Source organism: Dactylosporangium sp. NPDC049742 (assembly GCF_040674675.1).
In the GTDB taxonomy this organism is placed as follows: domain Bacteria; phylum Actinomycetota; class Actinomycetes; order Mycobacteriales; family Micromonosporaceae; genus Dactylosporangium; species Dactylosporangium maewongense.
This window is the reverse complement of sequence record NZ_JBFANF010000019.1, coordinates 107,162-121,013: the sequence shown is the minus strand read 5'-3', so window position 1 is coordinate 121,013 and position 13,852 is coordinate 107,162. Positions and strand designations below refer to the sequence as shown.

Below are 13,852 nucleotides of genomic sequence, written 5' to 3'. Positions count from 1 at the left end.
TGGACGTGGTCCGGGGGGTGTACCGGGGCACCGGCTGCTGCCGACGGCTCGGGTTGTACCCGGACGAGCTCGAACGGTATGGGTTGGTCATCGCAGTCTCCTTACTGGACGCGGGCCTGGTAGGTCAGGACGAGCCCGACGTTGCCGAGGTCGGCCTTGTCGCCGTCGAGCGCGAACGCCCACCCCGGCCCGTCGTCGCGGACGGTGAGACCGGGCGTCGCCAGGAGCGTCGCCTCGGTGAGCGTGAGCCTCGGATCGCCGTTGAGGACCAGGCGGGCGGGGGTGCCGTTGGTCAGCTCGTACGCGGGCACGATGCCGGTGATCCGGCGGCCCGCCATGTCGGGGAACATGGTGGTGGAGAAGGGCAGCACGAGCCGGGACGCGCCGTTGCCGATGAAGTCCTCCCACTGCTCGGGGAACTCCCGCGCCACGTCGAAGAACCGGGCGGCGGTGAATGGCTTGAGCATCCCCTTGACCGCGGCGGCGAACGGGTCACCGCCGTACTCGGCCGTGTACTTCACGGTGACGAGCACGTCGTACACGTCGGGGGCGCGGTGGGCGGAGCGCTCCAGCCGCCAGGTCGACACCGCCCCGGTGCCCTCGAACGGCAGGTACCGCTCGTCGTCGTAGCGCAGCTCGAACAGGCCGTTGTTCTCCTTGCCGTAGTCCACCTGGGACAGCGCGATGCGCTGGCTGGCCCGCCAGTCGGCGCGGATCGCGTCCGGCGGGCTGCCCTTCGGGTCGAGCAGGTGCTTGACGGCGGCCGGGTCCGGCGCCAGCACGGTCTTGTTGCTCAGCTGGGTCAGCGTCGCGTTGACGCCGACCGGTTGGCCCTCGGCGTCCAGGAAGGTCACCGTCACCGTGCGGATCTGCCGGCGGAAGTGGCCCGGGAAGTCCCGGTCGAAGAGCGCCTCGCTCAGCGCGAAGTCGGCGCTGCCGGCCGTGCGCAGCCGCAGCAGCGCGACCGGGTCGGTGTCCAGCAGCGACACCTGGCGGGTGATCTCCAGGGGGCGCGCGTCGCCGTCGAGCTGTGCCTTGCCGAGCCGCTGCAGGTCCAGCGCGAGGCCCTGCCCGGCGAGCAGGCCGTTGCGCCGGCTCTCCCAGTACGTCGGCCGGATGAACTCCTCGGTCACGCCCTGCTCGAACTGGTAGGCCCGCTCCGCCGCCTTCGCGAGGTCGTAGGCGAGGCTGTACGCCTGGAAGTACATGCCGGACAGCCGCGCCGCCATCCAGCCGTACAGCTCGGCGTTGGTGAAGCGGTCCTGCAGGAACGTCGCGACGGCGTCGGAGTGCTCCAGCTGCCGCGCCTGGATGTCCGCCTCCCGCCGGGCGACGCCGAGCTGCTGGTCGGCCGCGGCGATGCGGTGCTCCAGCTGCTCCAGGTCGTTGCGGGCGGTGGCCAGCTGCAGCGTCCAGTCCTGCGACATCCGCTCGTACTGCGCGGACACCCCGAGGACCTCGCCGATCACCTGGAAGCCCTCGCCGAGGGACTGCAGGATCTGCGCCGTGCTGTCCAGCGAACTGCCGGCCTGGTCGCCGCCGGCCTCCGCGCCCATGATGAACGGGCCCATCTTGATCTGCGGCAGCGCGTGGCTGATGGCGGAGGCGATCTGCAGGACGCTGGACGACATGTGCATCGTCGCGCCGAGGGACATCGTCGCGATCTGCGCCCGTTCCAGCGCCGTCATGCCCGTGGCGATGAGCGCGTCGTAGTGCGCGGCCCGTTCCTGCGCGCCGACCCGGCCGGCGGTGAGCTCCGCGACGCCCTCCTCGGCGATGCGGACCTGCGCCTCCTTGACCGCGAGCGACATGGTCAGGATGGTGTGCTCCTGCCGGTTCTGCAGCAGGCTCAGCTCCTCCGCGCTGCCGCGTTCCAGGACGCTGAGCAGCTCCGAGCCGAGCTGGCCGAGCTTGTCGACGACCTCCTGGGCCCGCCGGTACACGGCGGCGAACCGGTAGTGCGGCGGCTGGGCGGCGGCGGCCGCGGTCACCTGGTCCAGGCCCGCCCCGGACGCGACCGCCTGCACCAGCGCCATCGGGTCGATCGGCGGCGCGAACAGCGGCAGCGGCCGGCTGATGCCGAGGATGTCCAGCGACTGCCGGATCTTGTGCAGCCGGTCCTCGACCCGGGTCCAGTAGTCCAGGAAGACGCTGTTCTCGGGGATGGAGAAGTACGCGTCGCCGACGCCCGCGTGCACCTCGCCGGGGCCGTCGAGCATCACGCCGCCGCGGCTGAAGTAGCCGGTCAGGTCCGCGGTGCCGAGCTCGGCCAGGCTCTTGCCCGGCGGCAGGAGCCGGACGCCGAGCCGTTCGGGGCGCTCGCCGAGCAGGTCGTAGGCGAGCACGTACAGCATCCGCGCCTCGTCGACGCTCTCCGGGGTGTACTGCCGGAACAGCATGTCCGCCCAGTCGAGCAGGTTGTCGACGTAGCCCATGACGACGGCGCGACGGTAGGCGACCGGGCGCAGCGCGGCGATCGCGTGCGGGTCGAACGGGTCCTCCCGGTACGCCTTGAGCAGGTCCTCCTCGTCGCCGTTGGCCTCGAACAGGGCGCCGAGGTCGGCGGCGATGAGGGTCCGCTCCTCCAGCGCCGCGACCGCGGCGCGCTGCGCGGCCGTCGGCGTGCCGGCGAGCAGCGCCGCCAGCGCGCCGGCGATCCGCTTGTGCGTCGCGGCCGCCTTGACGGTGCCGAGCGCGGCGAGCTCCGCCGGGGTGCGCGGGTCCCGGTGCTCCGCCACCGCCGGCGCCAGGGTGCGCAGCGCGGTGACGACCGGTTCCAGCGAGGGTCCCAGCTTCGGCGACGAGGATCGCTCAATCCGCCCGACGTCCAGGCCGGTGCCGCCGGTCGCGGCGAACTCTGCGGTCAGGCTGTCGGCGAGCGCCGCCGGGTCGATGGTCAGGAACGGCAGGAACCGCCAGTAGGACGTCGGGTGGGTCGGGTCGAAGATGTACTCGTACCAGCGCCGGGCGTCCTCGAAGCGCTGCGCGCCGTTGAGGGCGTTCGCGATGAGCAGCGGCGCGTGGAAGAAGATCTCCCAGTAGTAGAGGCCGTTGGCGCTGCGGAAGTCCAGGTGCGAGCCGGACGGCAGCCGGTCGGGGTCGACCAGCTCCGGCTTGACCCGGATCGCCTTGACGTCGAGCGAGTCGGTGCTGAACGCGACCTCGTTCGTCTCCTGCGTGCTCAGGTCGAGCAGCGCCGGCATCCCGCCGGACAGCAGCTTGCGGTTCAGGTCCGAGGCGGTGCCGGTGGTCAGCCGGACGATCTCGAACGGCAGCGCGGTGCGTTCGTACGGGCGCGGCGGCTCGAGGGTCTGGTCGTGCAGCAGGTACGTGTCGCCGACGAACAGGTACAGCCCGGTCGAGGACGTCAGCGCGGAGTCGAACGCCGGCAGCTCACCCCACGCGCCGGCGACCGGCCGGAAGCCCGGCATCTTCGACGGCTCCTGGGTGGCCGGCATCTTCGTGTACAGCGGGCCGCTGAACACGTACAGGTCGGCGCCGCGCCGCAGGACGGTGTCGACGGGCACCGCCAGCTGCTTCGGGTAGCCGTCGTCGATGCAGTCCGGGACGGTGTTGTCGGCGTTCAGCGTGTACCGCACGTACTCGCCGGCCCGGGTGAGGTACAGCTTGCCGCCGCCCACCCACGCCGCGTCGACGATCTGGGACGTGGCGATCGAGCTGGGCGCGGCGTAGGTCGCGCGGTACGTGCGCGCGCCGGCGGCCGGCACCTCGGCGTAGCGGTGGTCGGTGTTGTCGAAGTAGTACGCGGTGCCGTTGCGCCACGCGGCCGCGTCGACCCGGACGTCGGTGGGGATCCTGTCGGGGTTGCCGGCGATCGGGCGCGGGTAGTCCTTGTCCGGCGCGTCGAACCAGTTGCCCTTGTTCGGCTTCTTGGTGTGGTCCAGGCGCGCGTACCGGTCGCCGGCGAACAGGAACACGTAGGTGTCGGTGACCATGACGGCGTCCAGGCCGCCGAGGTGCTTGCGGACCCAGTGGTCCTTCCAGCTCGCCGGGGTGCCGAGCTTGCCGTCGGTCACGGTGACGACCTGCTCCAGCGCCTGGTTGAGGAACACCTCGACGTTGCCGGGCAGGGTGAACGCGACGTCGACCCGGTCCCACTGCGGCAGCGTCTCGCCGTTGCCGAGGATCGGCCGCGGGTACCCCTTGTCGATCTTGCCGAACGGGGTTCCGGTGAACCGCACGTACTGGCTGCCGGAGAACACGAACGTGTGCTCGCCGCGGACGAGGACCGCGTCGACGGCGCTGTTCGCGGCCGGCAGCACGGTGCGGGGCAGCCCCCACTGCTCACCGATCGGCACCGCCCCCGGGATCCGCCCGGCCGGCGGGACGACCACGGACCGGTTGCGGGCGGTGGAGAAGAACAGCTGCGTGCCGGGCGTGGTGGCCGTGCCGCCGGGCAGTTCGACGGCGGCGTCGACCGCGCTCCAGCTCGGGAAGCGCACCCCGGTGGTGCTCAGCTTCACCGGGGCCACGGTCACCTGCTCGATCGTCACCGGCCGGCACAGGAAGCTGCCGCCCTTGTGGTCGACGCTGAACCACGGCCACGACTCGGCGCCGGTCGGCGCGTCGAAGCGCACCACGTCGGCCGGCTGGACCTGGTCGAGGAAGATCTGCGCGACCCGGTCGGCGGTGGCGGCCTTCGCGGCGGCCGCGGCGGCCACGGCGGTGGCGAGCTCCGCCAGGGCCGCGTCGGTGTCGGCGTCGGCCGCGACGGGCCCCGCCGGCAGCGGGAGGCCCGCGGCGGCGGCAGCGGCGGCCATGATGGACGCGATGATCGACGCCGCGACCTCGGCCGGGGTCGTGCCGGTGCCGGCGACCGCCTTGGGCGGCACCGGGATCCGCTCCGCGTACAGCTCGGGGTTGAGCTCGTACAGCACCGCGGCCGGCTTCGGCTCCGGCGGCGTCTCCGCCCCCGCGGGGGTCGGCGGGGTGGTCGTGTACGTGCACGACACGACGACCGACATCCGGCCCGTGTCGGGCTTGATCCGCGGCAGCACCAGCAGCTGCACGTCGCCGATCGTCCCGGCCTCCGCGGGACCGGTGCCGAGCTCCTGGGCCGGCACCCACTCCCCGTTGAGGTTCTGGAACGAGTAGGCGATCCGGACCCGGGTCGACTTCGCCGACGCCGTCACGTGCTGCTCCGCGCCGTCGCTGCGGGCGACGACGGTGCCGCTGGCCGGGTCGTCGGCGGCGACGGGCTCGACGACGGTCCAGAAGACGAAGACCCGGCCGAACGCGTGGACGGGGTGCACCAGGTCGGCGTCGATGCGCACGCCGACCGGCTGCCACGGCTCCCACGTCGCGGACAGCTTCTCCCGGCTGCCGAACTCGGCCCGCCGGAAGTAGTAGCGGCGCGGGTCGGTCTTCGTCCGGCCGAACAGCACCAGCCGGCGCGGCCCGTCCGGCAGCTGGTCCTTGGTGTAGACGTAACCGCCGGCGATCGTGAGCCGGGACACCTCGGTGTACTCGTCGAGGTAGCGCTTGTACGCCCGCTCGACGCCCTGCGCGGTGATCTCGCCCTGCAGCAGGTCCCGTTCCAGGGCCTCGAACGCGGGGGTCTTCGTGTCGCGCAGCTCGGGCCGCAGGTAGTTCTCCGGATACAGGAAGACCTTGCGGTTGGCCTCCCACACCCGGTAGTTGCGCATCCACGTCCACCACTGCTTGACCCGCAGCCGCTGCTCCTCGCCGCCGTCGGCCGGCTCCAGGTTCAGCAGGTAGCGGTGCACGTACAGCTGCACGGCGGCGATCGCCTCCCGCACCCGCGACGTCATGCCCTTCTCCCCCATCTCGACGTCGATGAGGTAGCGCTCGAACAGGTCGCGGGCGGTCCGCGGGTGCGCGGCGGGGCCGGGGTCGCGGGCGAGGACGGCGCCGACGAGCGCGTCGCGCAGCGCCAGGTTCAGCTCGTCGTGCAGCGTGCGGGCCAGCACCGGCCACCGGCCGGCGCCCACCTTGCGGGCCAGGAGCACGGTCAGGGCCTCGGCCGCGGCGTCGAGCGCGGCGTCGGCGGGCCGGCCCGCGGCCGGGTGCAGCCTCGTCCACACGTCGGCGCGCAACTTCGACGGCCCGGCGCCGAGCGGCCCGGCGAACCCGAACAGCTCCACCAGCTCGAGGAGGAACTCGAGCTCGAACCGGTCCTCGTCGTCCGCGCCGCCGGTGAGGAACCGGCTGTTGCGCCGGCACCAGCGCAGCTCGTCGACGTCCCAGCCGAACAGGTCGGCGACGGAGCGGTAGAGGTCGGTGCTCGGGCGGGCCGCCGGGGCGAGCGCGGCGGCGAGGTCGACGCCGCCGGCGCGGTGGGTGCGGACCAGCGCGGCGAAGCGGGTCACGGTCCGCAGGTCGCCGAGCCGGTAGTCGGCGACGTCGGCCCAGCGGTCCGCGAACGCCTGCGGGGGCGCCTGCCCGTCGGCGTGGCGCACGTACCGCCCGCCGCTGCACAGGTAGGTGTGCCCGCGCAGCGTGAACGCGCCGTCGATGGCCGCCTCGAAGTCCGTGGGCAGCGCGCCCCACGCGTCGTGGACCAGCCGCGGGTAGCCGTCGTCCACGGTGGCGTACGCGGTGGCGGCGGGCACCGGCGGCAGCGCGTAGCGCACGTACTGGCCGCCGGCGAACGCGTACAGCTCGCCGCCCGGCGCGACGAACGCGGCGCGCGGGCCGCCGGCGGCGGTGAGGTCGTTGCGGACCGCGCCCCACGCGCCGGCGATCGGGGTCACCTCGGCGGTGCCGTCCCGGAACCGCAGGCTCTGGCCGCCGCCCGCGAACAGGTAGGTCCAGCCGTCGGGGGCGCGCATCGCCGCGTCGATCCCGGTGTGGAACTCCTCCGGCAGGCCCTCGACGTCCAGCTCATCGGCGAGCGACCCGGCGATCGTGCGCGGGTAGCCGTCGTCGACGCGGGTGTAGTCGGCGCCGGTGTAGCGCACGTACTGGTCGCCGGAGAACAGGTAGGTGTACCCGGTGGTGACGAGCGCCGCGTCGACCCGCCGCCGGTCGGCGATCGTGTTGCGCACCTGCCCGAGTCCGCTGATGTCATAGACGGCGGCGGGCGCGGCGGAGACGACGTGGCAGGTCCGGCCGGCGAACAGGTACGTGTTGCGGCCGCCGGCCACGACCGCGTCGAGCACGGCGCTGCCGCCGGTGCCGATCCGTGCGACCAGCTCGTCCTCGACGGCCGCCGGCAGGCCCGCGAACGGCTCCTCGGTGCCCAGGTTGCCGGCGATCGGCCTCGGGTAGCCCGGGTCGACCCAGCGGTAGTCGGAGGTGGAGTAGCGCACGTACTGCTCGCCGGCGAACAGGTACGTCACGGCGCCCTGGTGGACGAAGGCGGCATCGATGCCGCTGCCGTTGAGGAACGTGTTGCGGGTGCGGCCCCAGCGGTCCTGGATCGGCTGCCGCGGGGTGAACGCGCGGCCCTGGTAGCGGGCGAACTCGTGGGCGAAGAAGAAGTACGTCGCGCCGTCGCGGCCGGTGAACGCGGTCGTGAGCTCCTCGACGTCGCCGATGCCGCGCCAGATGCGGTCCAGCGGCCGCGGCGCGGACCAGACGCGGTCGACCTCGTCGTACTGCACGACGGTGCCGCCGGTCAGGATCAGCGTGGCGTCGCCGGTGAACAGGACCGCGTCCGGTGCGGTGAACCCGGCCGGCCGGTACGCCTCCGGCACACCCCAGAACTCGGCGTCGACGAAGCGGGGTGCGGCGTCGTCGGGCTGGTCGTACTCCTTGCCGGAGTACGTGACCAGGCGCATCAGCCCATCCATCGGCCCGGTGCCGTCCGGCGGCTCGAACAGGTGGGTGACGCCGTCGCGGACGTAGGCGAGCGCGACCCGCCGCAGTCCGGCGAAGTGCTCCGCGATCGGCAGCGGACCGGCCGTGACCTCCGCCTCCAGGTAGTCGGGGCCGTCGTACACGACGAACTGGTCGCCGCTGAACACGTAGGTCTTGCCGTTGGCGGCGACGAACGCCGCGTCGACGGCGTTGTCGTGGTAGATCGTGTTCCGCGGCCGGCCCCACTCCTCGGCCAGCGGGTAGGCCCGGTCGAGGGTGGTGTTGTAGCAGGTCGCGCCCTTGAACAGGTAGGTGGTGCCGTCGGTGCCGGCGAGGACCGCGTCGAGCCCGGTCCGGTACTCGGCGGGCACGGTCCGCAGCCCGCGCGGCAACGCCGGCTCGGACGAGACGGTCGTGCCTTCGAGTGAGCTGTAGCGGTGCCAGCCCTCCGGGTGCTCCAGGTAGACCGTGCCGTCCTCGACGAACGCGCAGGCGACGTCCACGCGGGCGACGTCGGTGAGACGGCGGTGGACGTCGAGGGAGACGACGTGGCAGTCGCGGCCGCTGTACAGGTAGACGTTGCCACGGTCGGCGAAGGCGGCGTCGACCTGCGTGAGGTCGGCGGCGAGGTGCTCGAAGCCGGGCTCCTCGCGCAGCGCGGCGAGCAGCCGCGGGTAGCCGAGGTCGACGGTCGCCGGCCGGGTGCCTCCGGCGGTGTCGGTGTAGCGGACGTACTGGCCGCCGGAGAACAGGTACGTGCGCCGGACCATGCGCCCTTCCACGGGCAGGTCCGGGGTGTCGAGGGAGCCGTCGGTGAGCGGCGCCTCAACGGTGGGGTCGTCGGTGGCGGGGCGCTGCACGACGAGCGTCGCGTCGACCCGCCCGGTCCGGGCGATCGTGTTGGCGACGGTCCCCCACATCGACGTGATCCGCGCCGGGTACCGGTCGTCGACGCGAGTGTACGTGTCGGTGTAGCGCACGTACTGCGGGCCGCTGAACACGTACGTGCGCCCGTCGGCGCCGACGAACGCCGCGTCGACGTGCCCGAACGGCAGGCTGTCCCAGCCGTCGGCGATCGGCTTCGGCGCCGACCACCAGCGGCGCTTGGCGTCGAAGACCACGAACTGGCCGCCGGCGAAGAGGTGGATGCGCCCGTCGGCGGCGGTGAAGACCGCGTCGACGCGGGCGAACGGGGCGTCCGCTTCGCCGCCGATCAGGTCGTCGGGCAGGTTCCACCAGTTCTCGGTCATCGGCCGCGGGTAGCCGGCGTCGGGGGTGGTGTAGTCGCGGGTCGAGTACTTCACGAAGAACGTCCGCGGGCGGACCTCCTCCCAGTACGGGCGCGACGGGTCCTCGCTGTCGGGCGTGACGTGCACCTGCAGGCGCCGCCCGGCCTTGCGCAGCGTGAGGCTCAGCCCGTCGGTGGCGGTCAGCCGCCACTGCGCGCCGGCGGCGGTCCCTGCGTTGGACACTGCGGCGTCGGAGGCGACGGCGATGCCGTGCTCGGCGAGCCGGTCGCGCAGCGCCCCCGGCAGCCGGCCCTCGTCCAGGTCGGCGCGGTGCACCGGGGCGAGCCGGTCCCGGGACCACGCGGTCCGGGGGCCCTCGTCCAGCGGCAGGTCGAACAGCTTCCCGCCAGTGCCGAAGACGTACGTGGCGCCGTCCATGACGAACGCGGCGTCGACCCGGCACAGGCCGCCCCAGTCGTCGGGGATCGCGCGGGGGTGGCCGGGGTCGACCGTGGTGTAGTCGGCGCCGGTGTAACGCAGGTACTGGCCGCCGCTGAACAGGTAGGTCCGGCCGTCGAGGCCGAGGAGGGCGGCGTCGACGGTGCCGCTGGGCAGGACCGGGCCGAGCACGCCCCAGCGCTGCGCGGTCGGCACGACGCTCGCGTCGGGTGCGCCGACCGCCGCGGTTCTGCCGTTGCGGAACAGGTGGACGACGTCACCGCCCGGCTCGGCCAGCGCGGCGTCGACGCCGGGCTCGAACACCGCCGGAACCGCGTCGCCGAAGTGGGCGGCGATCCGGCGCGGGTAGCCCTCGTCGGCGCGCAGCCCGTCGTTCTCGACGCTGTCGCTGTGCCGCACGACCTGGTCGCCGGAGAACACGTACAGCGCCGCGCCGTCGACGTACGCAGCGTCGACCCGGTCCGCGGTCGCGAGGTTGTTGACGACGGTCCCCCACGCGCCGGCGATCGGGCGCTCCGCGGCGGAGCGGTCGGCCGGGCCGCCCAACGCGACGAACTGGTCGCCGGAGAACAGGTACGTGACGCCGTCGTGGCCGAGGAACGCCGCGTCCAGCGCCGAACGGAACCTCGGCGGCAGCGGCGCGTCGCCGGGCCGGCGCTGCTCGCCCTCCCACCACTCGCCGAGCCGGCGCGGGTAGCCCTCGTCCACGGTGGCGTAGCCGGGGCCGGAGTAGCGCACGTACTGGTCGCCGCGGAACAGGTACGTGCGGCCCTCCTCGTCGACGAACGCCGCGTCGATGCGGGTGCCGTCGCTGAACGCGTTGCGGACCGTGCCCCACGCCTGCGTCCGCGGCGTCCACCGGGTGTGCTCGAGCGGCCGGACGAACGTGCGGGAGGTGCCGGCGTCGTCACGGCCGACGATCCACGCGGTGCCGTCGGCGTCGGTGAACGCCGCGTCGACGGAGGCGAGCCCGCCGAAGCGGTCCGACAGCTCGGTCAGCGCCCGCGGCCGCGGGTCGGCCGGGGTGTCCGCGCCCGGCTCGTACCGCCAGAAGCCGCGCCCGCGGAACAGGTACACGTCGCCGTCGGGGCCCTCCAGCAGCGCGTCGATGCGGTCGACGCCGGGCGGCAGGGTCAACGGCTCGGCGAACTTGCCGGTCAGGTCCTGGTCGTGGAAGGCGACGGCGACCTCGTCGGCGGCGAGCCCGAGCCGCGCGGCGAGCGCGGCGAAGCCGCGGATGCGGCGCACCGCGCGACGCACGTCCGGGTCCGCCGCGGCGGCGAACGGGTCGTCCAGGGCGGGCTCGACGAGCAGGTCGAGGGTCTCGGCGGCGCCGCCGACGACCGCGGCGCAGATCGCCTCGGCGGTCGCGGCCGGGACGCCGAGAGCGTCCTGCAGGGTCGCGAACACCGCCGCGCGCTGGGCCGCCTCACGGGCGGTGAGCACCGCGACGACCTCGTCGGTGGCGGCGTCGACGGCCACGGCCACGGCGTGCAGGAGGAAGAACACGTCGCGGCTGTAGTCGGTGAGGCCCGGCAGCGCGAAGTCCAGCGCGTGGTGGACGTGCCCGAACCAGTTCAGCCGGTCGGCGGGCACGGTCAGGCCGGGCGTGAGGTCGCCCGCCTCCACGAGCACCCGCAGCAGGTCGTCGCGTTCCCCGGCGGTGAACCCGAGCGCGTCGACGGCGGCGACGTCCACCCGGAACGGCGCGGCGTCGCGGACGGCCTCGACGAGGCGCTGGAGCACGAGCAGGTTCTCCGCCTCGGTGAACCCGGCGAGGGTGAGCACGGCCGCCGGGTCGGTCAGGCCGGGCGCGGCGTCGTCCGGGATCCGCCCGTCGACGAGCAGCCCCGCGTCGAGCACGCCCGCGACGCGCTGCGCGGCGGCGTCGTCGCCGAGGTCGCGGAAGTCGTCCGGGGTCAGGGTGTTCATCGCCGTCAGCGCGGCCGTCAGCTGGCCCTGGATCGCGTCGAGGATCTGCCGCCGGTACGGGTGGAACGCCACGTCCAGGGTGAGCTCGGGCAGGGTCAGGCCGAGCGCGGCGACCGGGTCGGTGTAGGCGCCCTCGTCGTCGAGGTAGCCGTTGAACCGCAGGCTCTCCAGGAGCGCGGCCCGCTGCTGGTCGGTCAGCGGCACGTCGGCGAACACCGCCGGGTCGAGGGTGATCCAGGCGGCCGGGAACCGGTCGGCGACCTCGAGGAGCCGCTCGTACACGGGCCAGACCAGGTCGGCGAGGTCGGCGTCCACCGAGTCCACGGAGTCCACGCCGTCGTCGTCGGACGCCAGGATCCGGCCCTCGGCGTCGATCCGCCCGTTGAAGATCAGGTTGTCGTACAGCTCCGCCTGCTCGGCGGCGGTCAGCTCCGAGTGCCTGGCGAGGTCCGACGGGTAGAACGCGGCGGGCTCGTCCTCGCCGGCGCGGTCCACCGCCGCGGCGAGGTCGGCGGCGATCGCGTCGCGGTACGCGCCGAAGTCCCCGGTGAGCCACAGCTCCTCGGGCGTCTCGGGGAGCGTGGCGGCGTCGAGGGTGCCGGACGGGTCGAGGTACCCGCGCAGGACCAGGTTCGTGTGGATCTTCGTGGCGAACCGCTCGTCGAGGCCGATGCCGCGGAAGTCGTCGGCGGTCACCCGGCCGAGGTCGGTGACGGCCGCGTAGGCCGCGTCCCGGACGCCCGGCGTGAGGCGCAGCACCCGCGAGCCGACGTCCTCGGCTCCGGTCACGACGTCGTGGATCACCTGTGCCGCGCGCGGCCCGAAGCGGGCCGAGCGGAACGCGTCCGGGGTGAGCTGGACGGTCTCGAACTGCGCGCGCAGGGCGTCGAGCAGGGCGGCGCGCTCCTCGTCGGCGGCCGAGCCGCGCCGCTCGGGGCCGACGCCGAGGACCTCGAGCAGCCCGCGGCTGTCCAGGCCGGTCGCCTGCGTCCAGCGCACCACGCCCAGCAGGGTCTGCAGCAGCCACAGCCCGGCCTCGACGTCCGTGCCGGCCAGGATGTCGTACACGTCGGCGGAAACGGGCTCGGCGGGGCTCAGCAGCACCGGGAAGGCGGGGTGGCGGCGCAGCGACGGGTCGCTCTGCAGCGCGTCCAGGACGTCGAAGAGCTCCTCGACGGTCACGTCCAGGGCGGTGGTCAGCTGCCCGACGCGGTACAGCAGCGTCAGCGCGGCGACCCCGGCGCGGCCGCGGTCCAGCGGGCCGGACACGCCGTCGGCCGACCGGTCCCGGAACCGGGTGACGATCGTCTGCACGTCGGCGTCGGCGACCCCGGTCCGCTGCCGGTACGCCGGCTTCTTCTCCAGCAGGTCGTGCGGGGCGGCGAGCTCCGGCAGGCCCGCGTAGGCGGCGGGCAGGTGCGCGGCGCCGCGCAGCACGGTGCGTTCGGTGGCGACGAACGGCACGTTGAAGACGCGGTTGAACAGGTCCAGCGGGGTGTCGCCGGCGCCGGCGCCGAGCGCGTTCACCGGCGCGACGAGCGCGACGACGACGTCCAGCGGCAGGTCGTAGCCGTGCTGCAGGAAGCGCACGACGGCGATGCGGCGCAGCGCGGTCGCGTCGAGGACGTTGCCGCAGCAGGACCGCAGCAGCAGGTCGAGGTCCTGGAACCGCAGGCCGGCGCGCCGGGCCAGCCGGACGAACCGGTTGACGCGCTCGAACCAAGCGACGGGGACGGGCTTGCTGCCGGCGCGGACCAGCCGGCGCTCGTCGGTGTCGAGGGTGACGACCTCGTCGTCGTGGTGGATGAAGCAGCGGCCGGCCTCCGCGCGTTCCGCCTCGGCGAGGTCGCCGTGCAGCAGGGCGAGAAGCTCCTCGTGGGTCAGGCCGACGGCCTGGCGGAACCGGTCGACGGCGGCCAGGTCGGTGAACGTCTCGCCGTCGCGCAGCCCGTAGCACTCCCGCAGCGCGGCGTCGTCCAGCACGGCGGAGTACAGGTCGGCCTCGTCCTGGTTGAGTCCCAGATACTCGCGGACGACGACGTCGGGCCGCTCGTCCACGGCGAACCGGCGGTACAGCTCCAGCGGGGTGGTGCCGAGGTGGTGCAGGAGCCGCCGCAGCCGCTCGTGCCGCAGCGAGAACGGCAACCCGAACGGGTGGCGCAGCCCGGCGAGCGCGTCGTGGGCGCCGCCGTCGGGGTCGAGCTCGTCGGCGAGGATCCCGTTGACGATGTCGAGGTACGGCACCTCGGTGTAGCTGTTCGCACCGTCGAGCCGCACGTCGCGCAGGTCCGGCCGCCGCCCGGGCAGGTCACTGCCGGTGAGAAGCTGCAGCAGGTCGGCGAGGTACGCGGCCGGCGAGTACACGGACCGCGACGCATCGCTGCCGCGGAAGTCCAGATCTCCGAACAGCTTCTGGTAGTCGGGCAGGGACGGATGCATTGCGCTCCTCC

The 13,852-nt window shown here is 73.7% G+C and carries 1 protein-coding gene; it reads right to left on the bottom strand.

What is annotated here, in order from left to right:
- Positions 1-101 precede the first annotated feature (101 nt).
- Positions 102-13,841, bottom strand: a complete 13,740-nt coding sequence (locus tag AB0J72_RS23830) for a hemopexin repeat-containing protein (protein ID WP_363402114.1) — start codon at positions 13,839-13,841, stop codon at positions 102-104.
- Positions 13,842-13,852: the final 11 nt, after the last annotated feature.